At 67.1% G+C, this 22,422-nt stretch carries 19 protein-coding genes and 1 pseudogene; 14 read left to right on the top strand and 6 right to left on the bottom strand.

Features of this window, described 5'->3' with window-relative positions; genetic code table 11:
* Window positions 1-66: 66 nt before the first annotated feature.
* The gene (locus tag AC5P9W_RS00665) at window positions 67-1,125 is read left to right on the top strand and encodes an NAD(P)-dependent alcohol dehydrogenase (protein WP_495218635.1); all 1,059 of its coding nucleotides are present in this window, start codon (window positions 67-69) and stop codon (window positions 1,123-1,125) included.
* A 103-nt stretch (window positions 1,126-1,228) separates the two neighbouring features.
* Here the strand turns inward: AC5P9W_RS00665 and AC5P9W_RS00670 are convergent, their stop codons facing one another.
* Window positions 1,229-2,593, bottom strand: a complete 1,365-nt coding sequence (locus AC5P9W_RS00670) for a glutamate--cysteine ligase (RefSeq protein WP_021203943.1) — start codon at window positions 2,591-2,593, stop codon at window positions 1,229-1,231.
* Window positions 2,594-2,745: 152 nt separating this feature from the next.
* On the opposite strand from AC5P9W_RS00670, the gene AC5P9W_RS00675 reads away from it, so the two are divergent.
* From AC5P9W_RS00675 to AC5P9W_RS00685, 3 genes and pseudogenes are all read left to right on the top strand, one after another.
* On the top strand, window positions 2,746-3,450 hold the full coding sequence (locus tag AC5P9W_RS00675) for a VIT1/CCC1 transporter family protein (RefSeq protein WP_021203944.1): 705 nt from the start codon (window positions 2,746-2,748) through the stop codon (window positions 3,448-3,450).
* Window positions 3,447-4,271: a helix-turn-helix transcriptional regulator gene (locus AC5P9W_RS00680; RefSeq protein WP_134735873.1), complete on the top strand. Its 825-nt coding sequence runs from the start codon at window positions 3,447-3,449 to the stop codon at window positions 4,269-4,271. Before AC5P9W_RS00675 ends, AC5P9W_RS00680 begins: the two co-directional genes overlap by 4 nt.
* A 407-nt stretch (window positions 4,272-4,678) precedes the next feature.
* Window positions 4,679-5,652, top strand: a pseudogene (locus AC5P9W_RS00685) (MBL fold metallo-hydrolase).
* Window positions 5,653-5,750: 98 nt separating this feature from the next.
* On the opposite strand, the gene yihA reads toward AC5P9W_RS00685, so the two are convergent.
* Window positions 5,751-6,353 carry a ribosome biogenesis GTP-binding protein YihA/YsxC gene (yihA, locus tag AC5P9W_RS00690; RefSeq protein ID WP_014038472.1) on the bottom strand — a complete coding sequence of 201 codons (603 nt, stop codon included), beginning with the start codon at window positions 6,351-6,353 and terminating at the stop codon, window positions 5,751-5,753.
* Window positions 6,354-6,509: 156 nt separating this feature from the next.
* On the opposite strand from yihA, the gene AC5P9W_RS00695 reads away from it, so the two are divergent.
* The 4 genes from AC5P9W_RS00695 to AC5P9W_RS00710 all read left to right on the top strand — a co-directional run bounded on the left by AC5P9W_RS00695 (window position 6,510) and on the right by AC5P9W_RS00710 (window position 9,795).
* Window positions 6,510-7,310, top strand: a complete 801-nt coding sequence (locus tag AC5P9W_RS00695) for a c-type cytochrome (protein WP_019660638.1) — start codon at window positions 6,510-6,512, stop codon at window positions 7,308-7,310.
* A 105-nt stretch (window positions 7,311-7,415) separates the two neighbouring features.
* A complete protein-coding gene (locus AC5P9W_RS00700; protein ID WP_019660639.1) occupies window positions 7,416-8,066 on the top strand; it encodes a thiol:disulfide interchange protein DsbA/DsbL in 651 nt (216 codons plus the stop codon).
* A gap of 107 nt (window positions 8,067-8,173) precedes the next feature.
* Window positions 8,174-9,004, top strand: coding sequence for a thiol:disulfide interchange protein DsbA/DsbL (locus tag AC5P9W_RS00705; RefSeq protein ID WP_111102090.1), 831 nt, complete (start codon window positions 8,174-8,176; stop codon window positions 9,002-9,004).
* Window positions 9,005-9,057: 53 nt separating this feature from the next.
* Window positions 9,058-9,795, top strand: coding sequence for an endonuclease/exonuclease/phosphatase family protein (locus AC5P9W_RS00710; protein ID WP_021202520.1), 738 nt, complete (start codon window positions 9,058-9,060; stop codon window positions 9,793-9,795).
* Between the two features lie 111 nt (window positions 9,796-9,906).
* On the opposite strand, the gene AC5P9W_RS00715 is transcribed toward AC5P9W_RS00710, so the two are convergent.
* Window positions 9,907-10,776, bottom strand: coding sequence for an EamA family transporter (locus tag AC5P9W_RS00715; RefSeq protein WP_031270844.1), 870 nt, complete (start codon window positions 10,774-10,776; stop codon window positions 9,907-9,909).
* Between the two features lie 72 nt (window positions 10,777-10,848).
* Here AC5P9W_RS00715 and AC5P9W_RS00720 point away from each other — a divergent pair, with 72 nt between their 5' ends.
* The 3 genes from AC5P9W_RS00720 (at window position 10,849) to fhuE (ending at window position 14,310) form a co-directional block, all read left to right on the top strand.
* Entirely contained in the window at window positions 10,849-11,331 is a 483-nt protein-coding gene (locus tag AC5P9W_RS00720; RefSeq protein WP_021204649.1) for an Lrp/AsnC family transcriptional regulator, read from the top strand.
* 77 nt (window positions 11,332-11,408) lie between these two features.
* Complete coding sequence (locus AC5P9W_RS00725) at window positions 11,409-11,960, top strand: M23 family metallopeptidase (RefSeq protein WP_021204650.1); 552 nt, start codon at window positions 11,409-11,411, stop codon at window positions 11,958-11,960.
* Between the two features lie 184 nt (window positions 11,961-12,144).
* The gene (gene fhuE / locus AC5P9W_RS00730; protein ID WP_111098698.1) at window positions 12,145-14,310 is read left to right on the top strand and encodes a ferric-rhodotorulic acid/ferric-coprogen receptor FhuE; all 2,166 of its coding nucleotides are present in this window, start codon (window positions 12,145-12,147) and stop codon (window positions 14,308-14,310) included.
* 132 nt (window positions 14,311-14,442) lie between these two features.
* Here the strand turns inward: fhuE and AC5P9W_RS00735 are convergent, their stop codons facing one another.
* Window positions 14,443-17,253, bottom strand: a complete 2,811-nt coding sequence (locus AC5P9W_RS00735; RefSeq protein ID WP_425605080.1) for a TonB-dependent receptor — start codon at window positions 17,251-17,253, stop codon at window positions 14,443-14,445.
* A gap of 412 nt (window positions 17,254-17,665) precedes the next feature.
* On the opposite strand from AC5P9W_RS00735, the gene AC5P9W_RS00740 reads away from it, so the two are divergent.
* Window positions 17,666-17,845: a hypothetical protein gene (locus AC5P9W_RS00740; RefSeq protein ID WP_206621861.1), complete on the top strand. Its 180-nt coding sequence runs from the start codon at window positions 17,666-17,668 to the stop codon at window positions 17,843-17,845.
* A gap of 170 nt (window positions 17,846-18,015) precedes the next feature.
* Here AC5P9W_RS00740 and AC5P9W_RS00745 read toward each other — a convergent pair whose 3' ends face one another.
* Complete coding sequence (locus tag AC5P9W_RS00745; protein WP_021204654.1) at window positions 18,016-18,423, bottom strand: ExbD/TolR family protein; 408 nt, start codon at window positions 18,421-18,423, stop codon at window positions 18,016-18,018.
* A gap of 151 nt (window positions 18,424-18,574) precedes the next feature.
* On the opposite strand from AC5P9W_RS00745, the gene AC5P9W_RS00750 reads away from it, so the two are divergent.
* Both AC5P9W_RS00750 and AC5P9W_RS00755 read left to right on the top strand, forming a co-directional pair.
* Window positions 18,575-20,560: a transglycosylase SLT domain-containing protein gene (locus AC5P9W_RS00750; protein WP_111102092.1), complete on the top strand. Its 1,986-nt coding sequence runs from the start codon at window positions 18,575-18,577 to the stop codon at window positions 20,558-20,560.
* 119 nt (window positions 20,561-20,679) lie between these two features.
* Window positions 20,680-21,900 (top strand): multifunctional CCA addition/repair protein, encoded by a 1,221-nt coding sequence (locus AC5P9W_RS00755; RefSeq protein ID WP_206621862.1) that lies wholly within the window; start codon window positions 20,680-20,682, stop codon window positions 21,898-21,900.
* Between the two features lie 78 nt (window positions 21,901-21,978).
* Here AC5P9W_RS00755 and AC5P9W_RS00760 read toward each other — a convergent pair whose 3' ends face one another.
* Entirely contained in the window at window positions 21,979-22,413 is a 435-nt protein-coding gene (locus tag AC5P9W_RS00760; protein WP_021204661.1) for an SseB family protein, read from the bottom strand.
* Between the last annotated feature and the right edge of the window lie 9 nt (window positions 22,414-22,422).

Raw genomic sequence — 22,422 nt, forward strand, 5'->3', positions numbered from 1 at the left:
CTTCTTGCCATTGCGAACGCGGCGTATTGTAAAGCGCCTTTCGATAAACCCTGCCAAGGATTCCCCATGTCCCTCGCCCGTGGTTACGCCGCCCATTCCCATACCGCCCCGCTGGTCCCCTATGAGTTCGAACGCCGCGCGGTCGGCCCGGACGATGTGCGCATCGAGATCCTCTACAGCGGCATCTGCCACTCCGACCTGCACCAGGCCCGCGACGACTGGGGTGGCTCGATCTACCCGATGGTGCCGGGTCACGAGATCATCGGCCGCGTCACCGAGGTCGGCAGCAACGTCACCCGCTTCAAGGTCGGCGACCACGCCGGCGTGGGTTGCATGGTCGACTCCTGCCGCCACTGCGACGCCTGCCAGCATGACCTGGAGCAGTACTGCGCCGAGGGCGCGACCTGGACCTACAACGGCCGTGAACGCGAAAGCGGCGCACCGACCTACGGCGGCTATTCCGACCACGTGGTGGTCGAGCAGCGCTTCGTGGTGAAGGTGTCCGACACCCTCGACCTGAAGGCGGCCGCACCGCTGCTGTGCGCCGGCATTACCACGTGGTCGCCGCTGCGCCATTGGAAGGTCGGCCCGGGCCAGAAGGTCGGCGTGATCGGCCTCGGCGGCCTCGGCCACATGGGCGTGAAGTTCGCCAAGGCGCTCGGTGCGCACGTAGTGATGATCACCACCACCCCGGAAAAGGGCACCGATGCCAAGCGCCTGGGCGCCGATGAGGTGCTGGTCTCGCGCGATGCGGCGCAGATGAAGGCGCACGCCGGCAGCTTCGACTTCCTGCTCAATACCATCCCGGTCAGCCATGACACCAATCCGTACATGGGCCTGCTCAAGCGCGAAGCCACCATGTGCCTGGTCGGCGTGCTGACCGAACTGGACCCGCCGTTGACCGGTGGCAGCGTGATCTTCGGCCGCAAGCACCTGACCGGCTCGGCGATAGGCGGCATGGCCGAAACCCAGGAAATGATGGACTTCTGTGCCGAGCACGGCATCGTCAGCGATGTGGAGATGATCGACATCAGGAACGTCAACGAAGCCTGGGAACGCATGGCGAAGAACGATGTGCGCTACCGCTTCGTGATCGACATGGCGACGATGAAGAACGCGGCCTGATCCAGGGCAGATGCGAAAAAGAAAAACCCCGGCAATGCCGGGGTTTTTTTCTGGTAGTGCCGGCCGCTGGCCGGCGCCCCCGCCTGGCACTACCGCAATCCACTCAGTACGCGAATTCGCGGAACACCGGATCGACGTCGCCGTGCCAGCGGCCATGGAACAGCGCCAGCTTGCGCTCGGCCGGGGTCAGGCCGGATTCGACGATCTCCTGCAGCACGTCCAGGAACTTGCTCTCGTCCTGGCCATCGGCATTACGTGCGGCGCGACGCTTGAGGCCTTCCACCGAGATCTTGACCGCCTCGCCGGCGAGGTCACGCACGGTGCCATTGCGGAACGGCAGGTTCATCGCATGCTTCGGCACGCCGTCACGCAGCGCATGGCGCTCGGCCAGGGTGAAGTCACGCACCAGGTCCCAGGCGGCATTCAGTGCGGTGTCGTCATACAACAGGCCCACCCAGAATGCCGGCAGCGCACACAGGCGGCTCCACGGGCCACCATCGGCACCACGCATTTCCAGGTACTTCTTCAGGCGCACTTCCGGGAACGCGGTGGTCATGTGGTCCGACCAGTCGCGCAGCGTCGGCAGCGCACCCGGCAGCACCGGCAGCCTGGCCTGCATGAAATCGCGGAAGCTCTGCCCGCTGGCGTCGTGGTAGATGCCATCGCGGTAGGAGAAATACATCGGCACGTCGAGCAGGTAGTCGACATAGCGCTCGTAACCAAAACCATCCTCGAACACGAAGTCGAGCATGCCGGTGCGGTCGGCGTCGGTGTCGGTCCAGATGTGCGAGCGGTAGCTCAGGTAGCCGTTCGGCTTGCCTTCGGTGAACGGCGAATCGGCGAACAGCGCGGTGGCGATCGGCTGCAGCGCCAGCGACACGCGGAACTTCTTCACCATGTCCGCTTCGGTGGCGTAGTCCAGGTTCACCTGCACCGTGCAGGTGCGGGTCATCATGTCCAGGCCCAGCGAACCGACCTTGGGCATGTACGAGCGCATGATCTTGTAGCGCCCCTTGGGCATCCACGGCATTTCATCGCGCTTCCACTTCGGCTGGAAGCCCATGCCGAGGAAACCCAGCTGCAGTTCGCCGGCCACCTGCGCCACTTCATTGAGGTGGGTGCCGGTTTCCACGCAGGTCTGGTGGATGGTCTCCAGCGCCGCTCCGGACAGTTCCAACTGACCGGCCGGTTCCAGCGTCACCGAGGCGCCATCGCGCAGCAGGGCAATCGTGCTGCCGTTCTCCTGCACGGGCTCCCAGCCGAAGCGGACCAGGCCGTTGAGCAGCGCTTCGATGCCGCGCTCGCCCTCGAAGGTCGGCGGGCGCAGGTCATCCAGGCGGAACCCGAACTTCTCGTGCTCGGTGCCGATGCGCCACTGCGCGCGGGGCTTCTCGCCGGAGGCGATCACCTCCACCAGCTGCGAGCGGTCGGTAATGGGGGTATCGGCGACGTGGCTGGGGCTCGACAAGGGAGAGGCTCGCTGGACGGTGGCGGGGGATGTGGGGCTCGCGGCCTTCCATCGCAAGGGCGCACTATAGCGTGGCACCCCGTCGCGTCATGCGACGGTGACGGGTTTCAGCATCCTACCGACGCCCTCTTGACCCTCGTACACTCAACGTCATGAGCCGCCATTCACGACACCCCGAACTGCACCGCTCCGAGCGCGTCGGCTGGCTGCGTGCCGCCGTGCTGGGCGCCAACGATGGCATCGTCTCGGTGGCCGGCCTGGTGGTCGGCGTGGCCGCCAGCGGCGCCTCCGCTGCGACCATCCTGGCCACCGGCGTGGCCGGCACCGTGGCCGGCGCGATGTCGATGGCCGCCGGCGAGTATGTCTCGGTGCAGACCCAGGCCGACACCGAAGACGCCGACCTGGCAATGGAAAAGCGCGAACTGCACGAAGATCCGCACAGCGAGCTGGAAGAGCTGGCCGCGATCTACCGCCACCGTGGCCTGGAGCCGGCGCTGGCACGGCAGGTGGCCGAACAGCTCACCGCCCACGACGCACTGGGCGCCCACGCGCGCGACGAGCTGGGCATCACCGATACCCTGCGCGCGCGCCCGCTGCAGGCAGCGCTGGCCTCTGCCGGCGCCTTCACCTGCGGTGCGGCACTGCCGGTGCTGACCGCGTTGCTCGCGCCGGTCGACAAGGTCGCGATGATGACCACGGCCAGTACCCTGCTCGGCCTGTGCCTGACCGGCGCGGTGGCAGCCCAGGCCGGCGGCGCCCCGCCGGTACGCGGCGCGTTGCGTGTGATGTTCTGGGGTGCACTGGCAATGGCCGCCGCTGCAGGCGTCGGTCGCCTGTTCGGCGCCCAGGTGACATGACCGGCATGCTGCCGCCAGTTACCGCACTGCTGGCCGAGATGGCCAGTCTGGCCGGCTGCGCACGCGCCGAAGGTTATGCGTGCATCACCGCTCGGCGCGAACATGGCGCCAGCTCGGTGGAGATTCCGCAACCCCAGTTCGCGATCCTGCTGGAAGGCCGCAAGCAGGTGCGTACCGCCCACCAGTCGCTGGAGTTCATCCCCGGCGACATCCTGCTGCTGACCCAGCGATGCCGCATCGATGTAGTCAACACCCCCGACCCACGCAGTGGCCGCTACCTCAGCGCCATCGTGCCGCTGTGTGCCGAAGTGCTGGCGGCCGCACGCACGCTGTGGAGCGGGGAGCTTCCCGCCGCTGGTCATGCGATGGCGCGACTGCCGTTGATCGATCATGGCGCGGTGCTGCGCCAGTGGCGGCAATCGCTGCAGGACGGCCGTTACAGCGAAGCGCGGCTGGCCCTGGCCTCGTTGGTACTGACCCTGTGCCGGCAGGGCCACGGCAACCTGCTGCTGCCGCAGGCGCCGAGCCTGGGCGAACAGATCCGCGACCGCATCGCCGCCGAACCGGCCCGCGACTGGCAATCGCGTGATGTGGAAGCGCTGTTCGCGCTGAGCGGCGCGACCCTGCGCCGTCGCCTGGCGGCCGAGGACACCAGCCTGCGCCAGCTGCTCACCGAGGCCCGGCTGGCGCATGGCATGCAGCTGCTCTACACCACGGACCTGCCGTTGAAGACCGTGGCCGCACGCGCGGGCTATCGGTCTGTGGCGAGTTTCAGCAAGCGCTTCGCCGAGCAGTACGGGCTGGCTCCCACAGACATTTGAGGGGGTTCGGCAGGGCTTGCAGCCCTGCACCTGCAGAGGCAACGGCAACAGCGAAAGCAACAGCAACAGCGGCTATCCGTGGGATGGCGGGGTGGGTCCGGTTGCGGGAGTGTCCGCGGCATGGATGCCGCGGCCAAGCCCCCATGGAAGGGTTTACGGCGTCTCCCGCAACCGGACCCACCCCGCCATCCCACGGATAGCCCGCTGTTGCTGTTGCTTCGGCTGTTGCTGTTGCTTCGGCTGTTGCTGTTGCTTCGGCTGTTGCCGTTGCCTCTGCGGGTGCAGGGCGCAGCCCTGCAGACAACACTCCTTCCCTGAGCATTCCACGTAGTGGTTTGAGCGCCGCGCACACGCCAGCCACGGCACGCTAGGCCAACGGAACCGCCCGTCATCCACCGAGACCCCTCATGACCCTGCGTCGCCTGCCACTGCACGCCACCCTGCTGCTGGCCCTGTCCTCGTTGCCACTGGCCGCCCTGGCCGAAGCCACCTCGCCCGCCCCCACCCGGCAGGGGCCGGCGTCTACCACCAGCGCGTCGGTGCGCTGCAGGTCACCGCCCTGTTCGATGGCGTGGTCGCGCTGGGCCGGCAGGAAGTGGTGGACGTGCCGCCGACGCTGGTCAGCCGCCTGTTGGAAGGCCGCTACGTGCCCGAAGACAAGAAGGGCCTGCAGACCGCGATCAACGCCTTCCTGGTGCGCCAGGGCAACCACCTGACCCTGGTCGATACCGGCACCGCGCAGTGCTTCGGCCCCGGCCTGGGCCAGGTGCTGGGCAACCTGCGCGCCTCCGGCGTGGACCCGGCCGAGGTGGATGAGGTGCTGCTGACCCACGCCCATCCGGACCACCTGTGCGGCGTACTCGACGCGCAGGGCAAGCCGGCCTACCCCAATGCCACGGTGTGGCTGTCCAGGGCCGATGCCGATTACTGGCTCAACCCGGCCAGCGAGGCCACCGCGCCGAAGGGCGTGCGCTTCGCCTTCCCGCTGGCACGCAACGCGGTGGCGCCGTATCAGGCCAGCGGCCACCTGCGCACCTTCAGCCCCGGCGATGCCCTGCCCGGCGGCGCGGTGGCGATGGACACCCATGGCCACACCCCCGGCCATGTCTCCTACCGGTTCGACAGCCAGGGCCAGTCACTGCTGGTATGGGGCGATGTGCTGCACTTCCACGCGGTGCAGTTCGCGCATCCGGAAGCGGCATTTGAGGCCGATTCGGACCGCAAGGCGGCCACCGCCAGCCGTCGCAGTCTGCTGCAGCAGGCCACGGCCAATGGTTGGTGGGTGGCTGGTGCACATCTACCGTTCCCCGGCCTGGGCCATGTGCGCAGCGAAGGCCAGACCTACGCCTGGGTGCCGGCGGAGTATTCGCCGTTGAAATGACCCGTGTAGAGCCGAGCCCATGCTCGGCTACCGCGCTCAGCGTGCCGGGATTCCACAGCCGAGCGTAGGCTCGGCTCTACAGGAAGGCAGGGGATGCCTTACTCCAGCCCCAGCCAGCCGCCGATCACGCCGCGGGCTTCGTCCACGCCGGTACGGTCTTCGCCGGAGAACACCTGCACGCTGACGCTGTCACCGTAAGCCGATTGCAGCTCCTTGCGCACCTTCTGCAGGGACTGCATCTGCTGGCTGCGGCTGAGCTTGTCGGCCTTGGTCAGCAACGCGTGCGCCGGCAGGCCACGCTGCACGGCATAGGACAGCATCTGCCGGTCGTAGTCCTTCAGGGGGTGGCGGATGTCCATCACCACCACCAGGCCCTTCAGGGCTTCGCGGGTGCGGAAATACCGGTCAATGAAGGCCTGCCAATGCGCCTGCAGGTCCAGCGGCACCTTGGCGTAGCCGTAACCGGGCAGGTCGACCAGATGCGCTTCCGGGGTGACCTGGAAGAACACCAGCTGCTGGGTGCGGCCGGGCGTCTTGGAGACGCGGGCCAGCGCGTTCTGGCGGGTCAGCGCGTTGAGCGCACTGGACTTGCCGGCGTTGGAGCGGCCGGCGAAGGCCACTTCGGCGCCTTCGTCAGGCGGCAGCTGCCGCACGTTGTGGGCCGAAAGGTGGTAACGGGCGCGTTCGATGAGCAATGACATGTGCCTAGGATCGCATGTTGCGGCGCCGCGCGCCCGTGCCGGCGGCCGCTGCGGCCATTTTGCTGCACTGCTGCGTTGACCGTGCGCGGAAACGGCGTTGATAATCCGGGCGATGCCGGCGGCCGCCGCCCGGCCCGGTCCATACGGAGCTTCAGCATGCGCCACGCTCGCGTTCTTGCCGTATCCGCCCTTGCCACTGCTGTAGTCGTTGCCGCTGCTGCGTTCGCGCAGACCACGTTGACCCCGCTGCCCGACAACGGGCCGATCAATACCGCCTCGCTGGAGGTGGATTTCAGCAAGACCCACTGGGGCGATGCCAAGGCCGGCCAGGCCAAGGCCTCGGCCTGCGCGGCCTGTCATGGCGTCGACGGCAATTCCACGGTGGAGATGTATCCGTCCATTGCCGGCCAGAGCGAACGCTACGTGGCCCAGCAGATGGCGCTGATCGCCAATGGCCAGCGCAGTTCCGGCGCAGCAGTGGCGATGGTGCCGTTCGTGCAGAACCTCACCCCGCAGGACATGCGTGATATCGGCGCCTACTTCGCCACGCAGAAAGCCAACGCCGGCATCGCCGATGACACGGCGGTCACCGAGGGCCCCTACAAGGGCATGAAGTTCTACGAGATCGGCCAGCAGCTGTACCGCGGCGGCGATGCCAAGCGCGGCCTGCCGGCCTGCATGGCCTGCCATGGCCCCAGCGGTGCCGGCAATCCCGGCCCGGCCTATCCGCATCTCGGTGGCCAGCACGCCAGCTATGTCGCGCGCCGCCTGCAGGAGTACCAGGCCGGCCAGACCAACGAGACCGACAAGGCACACTTCCAGATCATGGCCACGGTCGCGCAGAAGCTGAGCGAGCAGGAGGTGCAGGCGCTGTCGAGCTACCTGCAGGGCCTGCACAACAAGGCCGACGACGTGGCCGCTGCAGCCACGCCGACGCAACCGGCTGCCGCCCCCTGACCACCACTGGTCGGCCCGGGCCGCCACGTCGGCCCACGGCTGCGGTATGTTCCTTCACGCCGGCGACTGCGCCGGCGTTGCTTTTTTCAACGGAGATGCGTGTCGATGAGGTTGATTTCCCGCCTGCTGTTGTCCGTGCTGGTACTGCTGCCGCTGGCAGCCTGCGCCGCCACCCCCGCCAATGCCCCGCTGGTCGAGGGCAAAGACTACGAGCGCATCGCGCAGCCGGGCCCGTTCCAGCCGTTGGCCGGCAAGATCGAGGTGGTCGAGGTCTTCGGCTACACCTGCCCGCATTGCGCCCACTTTGAACCGCAACTGGAAGCCTGGGCGGCCAAGCTGCCGGCCGACGTGCGCTTCACCCCGGTCCCGGCCGCCTTCGGTGGCGCCTGGGATGCATGGGCCCTGGCCTACTACGCCGCCGACGAAGTCGGCGTGGCCAAGCGCAGCCACGCGGCGGTCTTCAAGGCCCTGCACCAGGATGGCTCGCTGCCGATGCAGAACGTTTCGGCCGATGAGCTTGCCACCTTCTACAAGGCCTACGGGGTGACCCCGGACCGTTATCTGCAGGCCCTGCGCGGCGATGCCGTACAGAAGAAGGTCGATGCCGCCCGCGCGTTCGCCCAGCGCACCAGGATCCCGGGTACCCCGGCGCTGATCATCAATGGCCAGTATCTGGTGCGCGGCAACAGCTTCGACGACCAGCTGCGCATCGCCTCGGCCCTGATCGCCCAGGCCCGCGCCGCCCGCGGCCGCTGAACCAACACACACCATCGACACGGCGCTGTCGCCGCCGCATGTCATCATTTCCCCCTGGCTGGCGCCTGGCGCCGGCCCCCACCTTTCCAGATGCTGGAGACGTTTCCATGAAGATCCGTTACGCCCTCGCCCTCGCAGCGCTGCTGCCGATCCTGGCGGCCTGCAAGGCCGACGACGGCAGCACCAACACCACCGCGGCGCCGGCCGAACCGGCTGCAGCTCCGGCGGCCACCGAACCGGCCGCTCCGGCCGCGGGCCGCGAAGGCACCGCTCCGGCGGCCGCCGAAGGCGAAAAGGCCCCGGCCGAAGCCACCCCCGCCGCGGCGCCGGCCCCGACCACCGCCGCGCTGACCGGCCCGGCCCCGGTGGAAGGCGCCGATTACCAGGTGATCCCGAACGGCCAGCCGTTCCAGCCGGCTGCCGGCAAGATCGAAGTGACCGAGATCTTCGGCTACGTCTGCCCGGCCTGCGCCGCATTCCAGCCGCTGGTCGGCCCGTGGAAGGCCGGCCTGCCCAGCGACGTGAACTTCGTCTACGTGCCGGCCATGTTCGGCGGCACCTGGGATGACTACGCCCGTGCCTTCTACGCCGCGCAGACCCTGGGCGTGCAGGAAAAGACCCACGAAGCGCTGTACGCCGCCATCCACTCGCAGAAGACCCTGAAGGGCGAGCGCGGCCGTGACTCGGTGGAAGACATCGCCAAGTTCTACGCCGCCTACGGCGTCGATCCGAAGCAGTTCGCGGCCACCATGGGCAGCTTCGCGGTGAATGCCAAGACCAACTCGGCCAAGCAGTTCGCCCAGCGCAGCCAGATCAGCGGCACCCCGTCGATCATCGTCAACGGCAAGTACCTGGTGAAGGGCAAGAGCTTCCCGGACATGCTGCGCATTGCCGACCACCTGATCGCCCGCGAACGCGGTGCGGCCCAGGCTCACTGATCCAAAGGACGTTGTTCCCGGCCGTGAATTCCCCCCGCACACGGACCCTGCGTTTGCTGACGGCCAACATCCAGGCCGGCTCAAGTACCCGCCGCTACAGCGACTATGTGACCCGCAGTTGGTCACATGCGCTGCCGGCGGGTCGCAAGCGCAGCAGCCTGGACGCGATCGCCACGCTGGCGCGCGACCATGACATCGTCGGCCTGCAGGAGGCCGACCCGGGCAGCCTGCGTTCGGGCTTCACCAACCAGACCCACTACCTGGCCCAACGCGCCGGCTTCAACTACTGGAGTCACCAGCCGAACCGGCGCATGGGCGGGGTCGCATCCAGCGCCAATGGCCTGCTGAGCAAGCTGGAACCGGTTGAAGTGCAGGATCACGCCCTGCCCGGCCGCATCGGCGGGCGCGGCGTGCTGCTGGCCAAGTTCGGCGACGGTACCGACGGCCTGGCGGTGGCGGTGGCGCATCTGTCATTGGGTGCGGGATCGCGGATGTCGCAGCTGGGCTTCATCGCCGAACTGCTGTCCGACCACCCCAACGCGGTGCTGATGGGCGACTTCAACTGCCTGGCAGAACGCCCGGAAATGCAGGTGCTGTACCAGAAGACCCGGCTGCAGCCGCCCGGCTGCATCGTGCCGACCTTCCCCAGCTGGCGCCCCGACCGCGCCATCGACCACATCCTGGTCAGCAGTGGCCTGCAGACTCGTACCGTGGAAGCCGTACCAGCCGCGTTCTCCGATCACCTCGCCCTGGCGATGCAGATCGACGTCCCGGCCGACGCCCTGCGCTGACTCGCCGTTACGGTAGGTGCGGACCGTTGGTCCGCACGCTCTGCGACGGGCGCCGCCCGGCGCCCCCTAAATCGGGGCATAAACGACTTAATCCCCTCCGTCCCCTTTTTTTCAGGCGGTGACGGGTGCCTTCAACCGCCGCGCGGTCATCGTGCTGCCCACCGAGGCCAGCACCGTGCAACCGATCGCCAGCCACTGCAATCCATGCAGGTGCTCGTGCAGCAGCAGCATCGCCCACAGCGCGGCCACGGCCGGCTCCATGCTGATCAGGATGCCAAAGGTCTCCTTCGGCAGGCGCTTGAGCGCCATCATTTCCAGCGACATCGGGATCGCGCTGGACACCAGTGCCACCAGCAGGCCCGCCGCCAGGATCTTCGGGTCGAGCAGCGCGGCACCGGCATGCACCACGCCCACCGGTACCACCACCAGAGACGCCGCCAGCAGCCCCAGCGAGACCGAGTGCCCGGCATGCAGATGACCGGCACGCTTGCCGAACACGATGTACAGGCCCCAGCAGGCCGCAGCGCCCGTCGCGTACAGCACACCGGCCGGGTCCAGCGCGGGGCCACCGCCGATCGGCAGGAGCAACAGCAGCCCCACCGCCGCGCAGCCTACCCAGAGGAGATCGATCGGGCGTCGTGATGACAGCATCGCCACCGTCAGCGGCCCGGTGAACTCGATGGCCACCGCGATGCCGAAGGGAATCGTGCGCAGGGCCATGTAGAACAGCAGGTTCATCAGGCCCAGGGTGAGCCCGTAGCGCAGGATGGTGATCGCATCCACGCAGCTGGTCTTCCAGCGCCATGGCCGCCAGAACATCAGCAGCAACAGGGCCGAGAAGCCCACACGCAGCGCGCTGGTGCCCTGGGCGCCGATCAGCGGGAACAGGTGTTTTGCGTAGGAGGTGCCGATGGCCAGCGAGGTGACCGAGCCGAGCACCGCCAGCGCCGGCAACATCGGCGCAAGTCGTGAGGTCTGCATGCGCAAAGTCTATTGCGCCAGCGCCGAGCACTTGGCTCAATTGACAGCCCGTTCGTGCAACTTCTGCTCGCCATGGCCACCGCCCCCGTGCTCGACAGCTTCGACCGCGCCATCCTCGACCTGCTGCAGCGGGACAACACCCTGCCGCAGCGCGAGATCGCCGAGACCGTGCACCTGTCCACCCCGGCCGTGCAACGCCGGATCAAACGCCTGCAGGACAGCGGTGTGATCTCGGCCAACGTGGCGGTAGTCGCCGCAGCCAAGGTCGGGCGACCGCTGACCATCATCGTCGAAGTGCGCGTGGTCAGCGAGCAGCGTGATCACGTGGCGCCGTTCAAGCGCCGCGTGCAGGACGACCCGGCGGTGCAGCAGTGCTACTCGATCACCGGCGACGGCGATTTCCTGCTGCTGGTGTCGGCCGCGTCGATGGAGGAGTACGAGGCGATCACCGAGCGGTTGTTCGGCGGCGATGACAACATCGAGCGCTTCCGCACCTCGGTAGCACTGGGAACGTTGAAGCGCAGTTTCAAAGTGCCGCTGGCCCCGGTTCTGTAGCGCTGAGCCATGCTCGACTGCGCTTTGACCGCAAAGTAACAGCCGCCGAGCATGGCTCGGCGCTACAGTCGGAGACCATGAACACATCGCCCTCCCACGCCCACCGCCTGCGCCGCTGGTTGCTGCGCGGCCTGTGGCTGGCCATTGCCGTCGTTGCGATGATGGCGTTGTGGAACAGTCCCTGGGCCGCCGCACCGAAGATGCTGTGGACACTCGCGCGGATGCCGCCGGCCACGCAACTGCCGGTGCCAGTGGACGGCGTGCGGCCACGCCAGATCGCCAACACCTTCGGCGCACCACGTGGCCGTGACCGCTCCCACGCCGGCATCGACATCTTCGCCAAGCGCGGCACCGCGGTGCGCAGCGTCACTGCCGGCGTCATCGCGGACGTCAGCGAGCGCGGCCTCGGTGGCCGCCAGGTCTGGGTGATCGGGCCCGGGCGTGAACGTTACTACTACGCCCATCTGGACGACTGGGCCGAGGGCCTGGCGCGCGGCCAGGTGGTCCAGGCCGGCGACCTGCTCGGGCATGTAGGCGACAGCGGCAATGCCAAGGGCACGCCGCCCCACCTGCACTGGGGCATCTACGGCGCCGATGGCGCGCGCGATCCGCTGCCGCTGCTGCGCTGAACCCAATGCGCTGCGTCGCGGCCCGCGTGAGTGCCTACCTCGTTCATGATTTGTAAATAGGAATAGTTCGTATTACCATTTCTTGCGTTTCCGGTGGTGCCAGGACGGCCTGCCCGCCCGTTTCCCCCCGTAGCGCCTCGCCTTCTGGATGCCGGCCGAGCGCGCGTGCTCGTCCAGGACCCCCATGACCCGTTCCGCCTTCCGTATCCCGCAGCCGCAGCGGCTGTCCGTTGCCGTACTCGTTGCACTCTGCGCCCTGGCCCCGGCCCCGGCCGCCTTCGCCGACACCGCCGCCGACCCGACCACATTGGACAAGGTAGTGGTCAAGGGCGAACGCGCCGAAGGCTATTCGGTGCGCCGAACCTCGGCCGGTACCCGCTTCGACCTGGCACCGCGCGAGATCCCGCAGTCGCTCAGCATCATCAGCCACCAGCGCATCGAAGATCAGAACCTGGACGACATCATCGACGTGCTGGCCAACACCACCGGCGTGACCAGTACCCAGTCCGACAGCGAGCGCACCGAGTTCTACGCACGTGGGTTCTACATCGACGCCTACCAGTTCGATGGCCTGCCCACGCAGATGGTGCAGAACTGGAGCTACGGTGATTCCGGCCTGGACCTTGCGCTGTACGACCGCGTGGAAGTGGTGCGTGGCGCCACCGGCCTGCTCAGTGGTGCCGGCAATCCGTCCGCGTCGGTGAACCTGATCCGCAAGCATGCCGACAGTGCCGAGCTGGCCGGCAGCGTGTCGGTGAACGTCGGCAGCTGGGGCCGCACCCGCACCACCGTGGACGTAGGCAGCGCGCTCAACGCCAGTGGCACGGTGCGCGGCCGCGTAATCGGCAGCTACCTGGACACCGATGGCCAGATGGACCGCTACAACCAGCGCAAGACGCTGGGCTATGCCGTCATCGACGCCGACCTGACTCCGGACACCCAGTTGAGCGTGGGCTACGACTACCAGCAGAAGCGCGCCAACGGCGCGACCTGGGGCGGTTTCCCGATGCTGTATTCGGATGGCTCGCGCACCGGCTACGACGAATCGTTCAACGCCAGCCCGGACTGGACCTACTGGGACACCACCAGCAAGCGCGCCTTCGCCACCCTGCAGCACGCCTTCAGCAATGGCTGGAAGTTCAAGGTTGGCGCCACGCACGATGAGACCAAGGCCGACGACAAACTGTTCTACCCGGCCTACAACGACTGGACCACGGGCGAATCGAACTTCGACAGGACCACCGGCGCGGGCATCTCGCCATCCGCAGGCTTCTACAACACTGAGCGCAAGGTCACCGGCGTTGATGGCTACATTGACGGCCCGTTCCAGCTGTTCGGCCGCGAGCACCAGCTGATGGCCGGCCTCAGCTACAACAGGCGCGAGTACGCCAACTACGGCGACTACCAGGTCGGTGGCCCGGGCCAGACCTGGGATCCGTTCGCCAGCTATCTGAACTGGACGGGCAAGATCGGTGAGCCGAACTGGAACCCGCTGGCCCTGGCCAGCGAGGGCACCATCACGCAGAAGGCCGGTTACGCGGCCGCGCGCCTGTCGCTGGCCGATCCGCTGAAGCTGATCATTGGCGCACGCTACACTGACTGGAAGAGCGAGGGTGAAGGCGCCGACCGCGCGCACAAGGTGACCACGCCGTACGCTGGCCTGGTCTTCGACATCAACGGGACGTACTCGACCTACGCCAGCTACACCGAAATCTTCCAGCCGCAGACGCTGAAGGACCGCAACGGCAGCTACCTCGATCCGGTCGATGGCAAGAGCTACGAAGTGGGCGTCAAGGGGGCGTGGTTCGACAACCGCCTGAATGCCTCGCTGGCGGTGTTCCGCATCGAACAGGACAACGTCGGCCAGGCCACCGGTGAACCCGTGCAGGGCAGCCAGAACGAGTTCGCCTATCGCGCCGCACGCGGCACCGTCAGCCGCGGCTTCGAGTTCGAGGTGAACGGCGAACTCGCCCCGGGCTGGAATGCGACCTTCGGTGCGTCGCGCTACGTGGCCAAGGACATCAACGACGCCGACATCAACACCAACCTGCCGCAGACCGCACTGAAGCTGTTCACCAGCTACACCCCGCAGTCGCTGCAGGCACTGACCGTCGGTGGCGGTGCCAACTGGCAGAACCGCATCTACTACCCGGTGCCGGCCTACGGCCGCATCGAGCAGAGCGGCTACGCACTGGTCAGCGCCTTCGTGCGCTACCGCATCTCGTCGGAGTTCAGCGTGCAGGCCAACCTCAACAACCTGCTGGACAAGAAGTACCTGTCGCAGATCAACGGCTACGGTGCCTACGGCGATGGCCGCAACGGCTCGCTGACGTTCACCTGGGCGTTCTGATCAGACGCGGGGTACGACCGCGCCGCACCTGTAGAGCCGAGCCCATGCTCGGCTCAGAGAATCAGCCGAGCGCGGGCTCGGCGCTACATCCGCAAGGCAGCGCCGGAACTGTCCGGCGCTGCCACCCTCACATCAGAAGCGCAGGTCCGCGCGCAGGTACCAGTAACGGCCACGCGGGATGTCGTAGGTCGAGGCGTCGTAGCCGTTCAACGAGCACGACAGGCAGATCGGCGGATCCTTGTCGAACACGTTGTTCAGGCCGGCGGTCAGCTGCAACCCCTTCATCCAGTCGATCTTGTAGCCCACCTGCATGTCGTGGAAGGTGGTGGCCGACAGCGTGTTGGTACCCGCAGCCTGGTTGCTGCACACCGGGAAGGCCGCGGCATCGCCACAGTTCTCGGTCAGCTCGGAGATGTGCCGCACCGTCCAGTTGGCGCTCCAGCGGTCCAGCGTCCAGCCGATGCTGGCGTTGCTGGTCCATTCGGGAATCGAACTGTCAGCCACTTCCACGCCGGGCTTCTGCGGCTGCTTCTGCCCGGCCGCGCCGGTGGCCTCGTAGCGGCCGACAAAGGTGTTCTTCCAGCCCAGCTTGAACTGGCCGATGGACGTCTGCGGCAGCGTCCAGAACAGATCCACATCCCAGCCGTCGGTCTTGATCGACCCCAGGTTGGTCAGGCGGTTGTTGAAGCTGCTGACCGCACCGGTGCTTGCACGGGTAATGCCATCACAGTAGATCGGGTCCAGCGTCTCCACGCACAGGTCCAGCTGGGTCTGCGCGTTGATTGCCTGGATCGCACCGTCGATGGCATGGCGGTAGAAGGTCACCTCCACATCGAAGCGCTCCGACCACGAGGCATTGTTGCCGAACCACGGGCTCCACACGAAGCCGGCACTGAAGCTGCGCGAGCGCTCCGGGTCCAGCTCGCGGTTGCCGCCGGTGGTCACCGAGATCTGCGAGTTGGCCTGCTGGAACCCGGCCGGTACGCCCAGCGCAGCACAGTTGGCCGCGCTGCCACGCGGCGGCGTACCGCCCAGGCCCACAGAGCACGGATCGAACAGCTGCAGGTCGGCACGCGCCGCCGAGCCGTACAGTTCACCGATCGACGGCGCGCGGAAGCCCTCGGCGTAGGTGGTGCGCAGCACGAAATCATCGGTCACCTGCCAGCGCAGGCCGTACTTGGGCGTGAACTCGCCACCGAAGGTGGAGTAGTCCGAATAACGGCCGGCCAGGCTCAGGTCCAGCTTCTTGCCGAACGAGGAATCGGCGAAGATCGGCACGCTCAACTCCAGGTAAGCCTCGTTGACATCGTAGGAACCGGAGGTCGGCTGCGACGGCACGCCGTTGTAGTGACCAATCACCGTCAGCGGATCGGGCTGGTAGGAGCCCTTGTACTTGCGGTACTCGAAACCGGTGGCGAAGGACACCGGACCTGCCGGCAGCGAGAACAGCTCGCTGGACAGGTTGGCGGTGAACAGGCTCAGCTCGTTCTGACTGCGGTCGCGCACCACCGGCTGGATCCACTTCAGCATGTCCGGGGTGATCGAACCGACGCCACCAAAGATGTTCAGCGGCACGCAGCCCGGCGTGGCCGCGCACACCGCCGGATCGCCCAGCGCCATGTTCACCTTGTAGATGTCATAGCTGCCGTAGTTGGTCTGTTCGGCCTTGTTCTTGCTGTACATGCCGTTGACGTCCCAGTACCAGCTGCGGTCGGCGGCATGGAAGTCACCGACCAGGCCGGTGGCGAAATAGGTGGTGTCCACTTCCTGCTTGAACACGCGCGCACCGCCTTCCACCGGACGGCGGCCGATCAGGCTCAGGTTGTCGCCCGCTACCAGGTCAAACCCGAACGGGTTGTACGGGTTGAGTGCAGACACGGTGATGTTGTCGGCCAGCGGATTGCCGGTGGCGCCATCGGGGCCGAAGAACAGCGGCTCGGGGCCGGCCTGGTTGGTCGACTCGCGACGGTTGCCCAGTGCCTTGACGTACCACTGCACGTTGTCGGTGATGTCGAAGCGGAACTGGCCGAACAGGCCTTTACGCTCCGACGGTGTCAGCACCATGTTGTATTCGGCGAAGTTGAAGCGGTCGGCGGTAGCGAAGCAGTGGTAGTCATCCGTGCGGCTGCAGCCGGCACTGCCGTCGTAGCGCGGATTGCTCACGCCGGTATTGGGCACGATGTTCTGCACCGCGCCGGTGTTCGGGTCGGTGAACATGAAACGGCCCTGCGGAATGCCGCCGCTGCCGAAGGCCAGACCGGTGCCGGGAATCGGGAAGCGCGACTGTTCGCGGTCCTTGGCAAACACCGGATCCTGCTTGGTCCAGCTGGCGCCCAGGAACAGGCTGAAGCGGTCGCCGCTCTTGCCCCAAGCCAGATCCACGCCCTTCTGGGTGCCGTCGCCCTTGCTGTACTCGCCGTAGTTCAGCGTCACCTGGCCACCATCGAAGTCACGGCGGGTGATGATGTTGACCACGCCGGCAATGGCGTCGGAACCGTACAGCGACGACGCGCCATCTTCCAGCACTTCGATGCGCTCGACGATGGCCAGCGGAATGGTATTGAGATCGGTGGCCGAGCCGACGCCGGAGGCGGACGACTCATTGACCCAGCGGATGCCATCGACCAGCACCAGCACGCGCTTGGCCCCCAGGTGGCGCAGGTCGACCTGCGCCGAGCCGGCACCCACGCCACTGCCATCGGGCGGGAAACCGAAGTTGCCGGACGAGTTGAACTTGGCGTTGAGCGCCGAACCGGAGCCGGTGAGCTGCTGCAGCACTTCGCCGATCGAGGTCAGGCCGGTGCGTTCGATGTCACCGCGCGTCAATGTCTGGATCGGCACCTGGCCTTCGACTTCAGCGCGCTTGATGCGGGTGCCGGTCACTTCCACCGCATCGAGGTTGGTGGTGGATTGTGCAGCGGCACCCAGCGGTGCCAGGGCCATCACGCACAGCGCGACGGCAACCGCCAACGGGCGGTGGTGCAGGTGATTCATTCGCTCTCTCTCCAAAGGAATGTCGGGACATGGACTGCCGCGCTCCCCCCTGCATGGCGGCAGCGTCTCCTTTGTAAACAAGTGGTAAAAGGCCCGGCGTGACGGTCGACACTCTTTCACGTGGAATTGACGCAATTACAGGCGCTTTGCGTCCGATAGCTGCAGTTATGACCTTGCGATGGTGTTCACGGCACGCGGCCTTGATGCCGGCCGCGACATCGCGCGCCGGGAGTTGCCGCATTTATCGAACAGGTCTTTGCCGAACCGTTTCAGGAGTAGTCTGAAATTGCTTGATTCAGAAGGCCCCGCTGATTGGTCCGGTCCAGACTCGAACCTCCAGCCAATCGCAGGAGGATCGATCATGAAACCAGCAAGTGGCGCGCCGGGCATTACGATGGTGATGACGCTGCTTCTTTTCCTGGCAGGCGAATCGAGAGCGGGCGGCGTGATCGAGTGCAACGACTACCCCTCTCCCAGCAATGCGGCCTTGGCCTCGGGAGAGGGACTGACGGTTGTGGTGGATTTCGAAGAGCCGAGTTGACTGCTTTCGACGTTGAACATGACCCTGAGAGCGGAAAGTGGCGAGCAAATCCGACCCCGGTTCCAGCGCAGATTGAAATGGCTTTTCTGCGGATCCTGGATGCGACGCTGTCAGCGGGGCAAGCGCCGCCCATGCAGCAATCACCGCATGAGCGGCAGTGAGACAACGCTCTATCGCACGAAGGCAATCCGCTCCATACCGGTCGCCTCGGCCGCGGCCAGAATCCTCGCCATGCCTTCGTACTCGGCCGCCGGATCGGTGGCGATGCGCAGCTCCGGCAGGTTGCCGGCATGTTCGCCCACCTGTGCCTGCAGGCGCGCCTGAAGCTCGCTGATCGTCATGGGCTGGCCATTCCAGCTGAGCTGGTTGGCAGCATCCAGGCGCAGCTCGATAGGCGGCGGCGGTTCGGGGCGATCGATCGTGCGATCGGTGGCCTGTGGTAACTGCACGGCAATCGGCCGGGCCACGATCGGCGCGGTCACGATGAAGATGATCAACAGCACCAGCATCACATCCACCAGTGGCGTGACATTGATGTCCGCCAGCGGACCGCTTCTTCCTGCGCTACTGAACGCCATGTGCCGCTCCCTGCAGCCGGGCCGTTCGCCCAAGGCCGACGTTACGACGCCTCCCGTCCCCTGCGGCAGTGGCCTGCGCGGGGTCATTCAGCTGTCGTTGCCGACGCTCGGCGTGCACGCAATGCGAAACTGAATTCAGCCATCGCCCGCTATGCTGGTCGCCATGACCCGACGCACTTCAACTGCCCTGTCCCTGCTGCCCTTGGCCACCACGCTGCTGATCGGCTGCGCCAACGCCCAGTCCCTCGACGCCCAGAACGCGCAGCTGAAGGCCGCGATCGCAGCCGCCGAACGCGGCCAGTTCGATCCCGGCCAGGCCGCTGCACTCAGCCGCCATCCGGCTTACGGATGGCTGGAGTACGCCAACCTGCGCCGTAACATCGACACCGTCGATACCGCGCAGGCACAGGCCTTCCTCAAGCGCTATGACGGCCAGGCCGTGGCCAACACGTTCCGCAGCGTGTGGCTGCCCTCGGTCGCACGCCGCCAGGACTGGCCCACCCTGCTCGCCAACTGGGTGCCCACCGACAACGCCGGCCTGCGCTGTGCGCAACTGACCGCGCGCCAGGTGACGGGCAAGGTCGATCCGCAGTGGATCAGCGAGGCGCAGGACCTGTGGCGCAAGAACGGCAAGTCGCTGCCGGACGGCTGTGATGCCGTTTTCGCCGTGCTGCAGGCGCAGGGTGGCCTGAGCGACGCCCTGCGCTGGGAACGCATCGATGCCGCCGCCGACGCCCAGCAGCCGGCCGTGATGCGCAGCGCCGCACGTGGCCTGCCTGCCACCGACCTGGCGCTGGCGAACAATTACGCTGCCTTTGTCGACAAGCCCAATGCCAGCGCGTTGAACTGGCCGCGCAACGAACGCAGCCGGCGCATCGCCACCGATGGCCTGGCCAAGCTGGCCAAGGCCGACCCGGCCGCCACCGAACAGCAGCTGCCGCAGTACGCCCAGGCGCTGGGCCTGAGTGCCGCGCAGCAGGGCCAGGTGCTATACCAGATCGCACTGTGGACGGTGGCGTCCTACCTGCCCGATTCGGCGCGCCGCCTCAACGCGGTGCCGGAATCGGCGTATGACGAACGCCTGCACGAATGGCGCGTGCGCGAAGCGATGTCGCGCGGCGACTGGCCGGCGGCGCTGACCGCCATCCGCAAGATGGGCAGCAAGCAGCGCAGCGACCCGCGCTGGCGCTACTTCGAAGGCCGGATGCTGGAGAAGACCGGCCAGGCCCAGCAGGCGCAGCCGCTGTTCCGCGAAGCCGCACGCGCACCGACCTTCCACGGTTTCCTGGCCGCCGACAAGCTGCAGCAGGGCTACACGCTGTGCCCGTGGAAGCCGAATGACAGCGCGCAGGCACAGGCAGCGGTCGCGCGCGACCCGGCCATCCAGCGCGCGATGGCGCTGTACCAGATCGACCGCGCCAGCTGGGCCGTGGCCGAATGGAACAGCGCGCTGTCGCGCTTCGATGACACCCAGCGCCGCCTGGCGGTACGTGTCGCGCAGGACAACGGCTGGTTCGACCGCGCCGTGTTCGCGCTCGGCAAGCAGCCGCAGGAACAGCGCCTGTACGACCTGCGTTTCCCGCTGCACCACGACGCCACCATCCGCCGCGAGTCGGCACGCAATGCCATCGACCCGGCCTGGGTGGCTGCGGAGATCCGAGCCGAAAGCACCTTCACTCCGCGTGCGCGCTCGCCTGCCAACGCCATGGGCCTGATGCAGGTGCTGCCGGCCACCGGTGCCAGCGTGGCCAAGTCCATCGGCCTGACCGGCTACGGCGGCGCCGACAGCCTGTACGACCCGGACACCAACATCGCGATCGGCACCGCCTACCTGCGCCAGCTGATGAACAAGTACGACGGCCTGCCGTACGTGACCATCGCCGCGTACAACGCCGGCCCGACCCCGACCGCACGTTGGCAGGGCCAGCGCCCGGGCTTCGATCCGGACCTGTGGATCGAGACCATCAGCTACAAGGAAACCCGCGAGTACGTTGCCCGCGTGCTGGCCTTCAGCGTGATCTACGACTGGCGCCTCAATGGTGATGCGCTGCCGCTGAGCGACCGCCTGATGGGCCGCCTGGTGGACAAGCGCAAGCGCTTCAGCTGCGCGGCCGACGCCGAGCAGGGCGGCGATTGATCACCCTCCTTCTGTAGAGCCGAGCCCACGCTCGGCTGCTGTTCTGTCCGGTAGCGCTACCGCCTAAGCAGCCGAGCATGGGCTCGGCTCTACAAGTCGGGCATGCGATGATCCCGACCATGAAGATCTATCTTGTCGGCGGCGCCGTGCGCGACCGCCTGCTGCAGCGACCTGCCGGCGACCATGACTGGGTGGTGGTCGGTGCCACGCCCGCGCAGATGGAAGCGCAGGGCTACACCGCCGTCGGCCGCGATTTCCCGGTGTTCCTGCACCCGGAGACCGGCGAGGAATACGCGCTGGCGCGCACCGAGCGCAAATCCGGCCGTGGCTATCGCGGCTTCGTGGTCGATGCCGATCCGGCGGTGACGCTGGAAGAAGATCTGCAGCGCCGCGACTTCACCATCAATGCGATTGCCTGCGACGAAGACACCGGCACGCTGGTCGATCCCTATGGCGGTGTCCGTGACCTGGAACAGCGCGTGCTGCGCCATGTCGGGCCGGCCTTCGTCGAGGATCCGCTGCGCGTGCTGCGCGCGGCGCGCTTCATGGCCCGTTTTGCACCACTGGGCTTCACCGTCGCCGAAGAGACCATGGCACTGATGCGCGAGGTCGCCGCCAGCGGTGAACTGGACGCGCTGGTGCCGGAACGCGTCTGGCAGGAACTGCGCAAGGCGCTGGTCAGTGAACGGCCCTCCGCCTTCCTGCGCACGCTGCACGATGCGCAGGCACTGGGCCCAATCCTGCCCGAACTGGAAGCACTGTACGGCGTACCGCAGCGTGCTGAATTCCACCCGGAAGTCGACACCGGCATCCACCAGGAAATGGTCAGCGACATGGCCGCGAAGCTCGCCCCCGGCGATGACCTGGTCGGCTTCGCTGCCCTCACCCACGATCTCGGCAAGGGCCTGACCCCGCCGGAGGAATGGCCGCGCCACATCATGCACGAGCAGCGCGGCATCAAGCCGTTGAAGGCACTGTGTGCGCGGTTGAAGATTCCCACCGAACACCAGCAGCTGGCCGAAGCGGTGTGCCGCGAGCACTTGAACGTGCACCGCATCGATGAACTGCGCGATGCCACCGTGCTGGAACTGCTGGGCCGCTGTGATGCGCTGCGCCGGCCGGAACGCGTGGCCCGCATCGCACTGTGCTGCGAGGCCGACAAGCGCGGCCGGCTCGGCTTCGAGGACGCCGACTACCCACAGGGCGAAACGCTCAAGCGCCTGCACCAGGCGGCGCTGTCAGTACAGGCGCGGGACCTGGATACCACCCATCTGAAGGGCCCGGCCATCGGTGAAGCGTTGGCCAAGGCGCGCGTAAAAGCCATCGCCGCCGCCCGCTGATCCGCAACCGCCGTGGCGGCCGCGCACCGACTCCCATGGGTAGTGCCGGCCGCTGGCCGGCAACCCCAATTCCCTGGATCAGTGCGCCATCCCACGGGTGATCGCCGCCGCACGCTGCTTCAGCTGGGCCACGGCATCGGGAATCATCTCCATGCCCACGTCCAGGCCCGGGTTCAGCACCAGGCCGACGCCGTCGCCGATACCGGCCAGCAGCGCGTGCACCGCGATCGGCATGGCATGCGCAAACTGCGGCAGCTGCTCGTGCCACAGGCCCGCGCGCTCGGGGGCGGTGAATACCGCGAACATCGGTTCGCCGCTTTCGCTGGTCAGCACCAGCGGCGAGATGCTCTCGTCCCAGGCGCCATCTTCGCCAATGGCCTTGTCCAGCAGCACGAACGCCGTCGAGGTCAGCAGGCCATCGAGGAACTGCGCTGCGGTCAGCGTGCCGTCCTGGGCCTGCAGCAGGCGCACCTCGAGGTCGTTGAGGGGGTCGAACGGGGTGTCGTGGTCCATGGTCGCTTC

The sequence above is a fragment of the Stenotrophomonas sp. YJH_SMC_33 genome (assembly GCF_059372295.1).

Excerpts from the sequence above, each read along its gene's own strand:
- AC5P9W_RS00665 (WP_495218635.1), top strand. The coding sequence starts at position 67 with ATGTCCCTCGCCCGTGGTTACGCCGCCCATTCCCATACCGCCCCGCTG.
- AC5P9W_RS00675 (WP_021203944.1), top strand. The coding sequence starts at position 2,746 with ATGAGCCGCCATTCACGACACCCCGAACTGCACCGCTCCGAGCGCGTC.
- AC5P9W_RS00680 (WP_134735873.1), top strand. The coding sequence starts at position 3,447 with ATGACCGGCATGCTGCCGCCAGTTACCGCACTGCTGGCCGAGATGGCC.
- yihA (WP_014038472.1), bottom strand. The coding sequence starts at position 6,353 with ATGTCATTGCTCATCGAACGCGCCCGTTACCACCTTTCGGCCCACAAC.
- AC5P9W_RS00695 (WP_019660638.1), top strand. The coding sequence starts at position 6,510 with ATGCGCCACGCTCGCGTTCTTGCCGTATCCGCCCTTGCCACTGCTGTA.
- AC5P9W_RS00700 (WP_019660639.1), top strand. The coding sequence starts at position 7,416 with ATGAGGTTGATTTCCCGCCTGCTGTTGTCCGTGCTGGTACTGCTGCCG.
- AC5P9W_RS00705 (WP_111102090.1), top strand. The coding sequence starts at position 8,174 with ATGAAGATCCGTTACGCCCTCGCCCTCGCAGCGCTGCTGCCGATCCTG.
- AC5P9W_RS00715 (WP_031270844.1), bottom strand. The coding sequence starts at position 10,776 with ATGCAGACCTCACGACTTGCGCCGATGTTGCCGGCGCTGGCGGTGCTC.
- AC5P9W_RS00720 (WP_021204649.1), top strand. The coding sequence starts at position 10,849 with ATGGCCACCGCCCCCGTGCTCGACAGCTTCGACCGCGCCATCCTCGAC.
- AC5P9W_RS00725 (WP_021204650.1), top strand. The coding sequence starts at position 11,409 with ATGAACACATCGCCCTCCCACGCCCACCGCCTGCGCCGCTGGTTGCTG.
- fhuE (WP_111098698.1), top strand. The coding sequence starts at position 12,145 with ATGACCCGTTCCGCCTTCCGTATCCCGCAGCCGCAGCGGCTGTCCGTT.
- AC5P9W_RS00735 (WP_425605080.1), bottom strand. The coding sequence starts at position 17,253 with ATGGCCCTGGCACCGCTGGGTGCCGCTGCACAATCCACCACCAACCTC.
- AC5P9W_RS00740 (WP_206621861.1), top strand. The coding sequence starts at position 17,666 with ATGAAACCAGCAAGTGGCGCGCCGGGCATTACGATGGTGATGACGCTG.
- AC5P9W_RS00745 (WP_021204654.1), bottom strand. The coding sequence starts at position 18,423 with ATGGCGTTCAGTAGCGCAGGAAGAAGCGGTCCGCTGGCGGACATCAAT.
- AC5P9W_RS00750 (WP_111102092.1), top strand. The coding sequence starts at position 18,575 with ATGCTGGTCGCCATGACCCGACGCACTTCAACTGCCCTGTCCCTGCTG.
- AC5P9W_RS00755 (WP_206621862.1), top strand. The coding sequence starts at position 20,680 with ATGAAGATCTATCTTGTCGGCGGCGCCGTGCGCGACCGCCTGCTGCAG.
- AC5P9W_RS00760 (WP_021204661.1), bottom strand. The coding sequence starts at position 22,413 with ATGGACCACGACACCCCGTTCGACCCCCTCAACGACCTCGAGGTGCGC.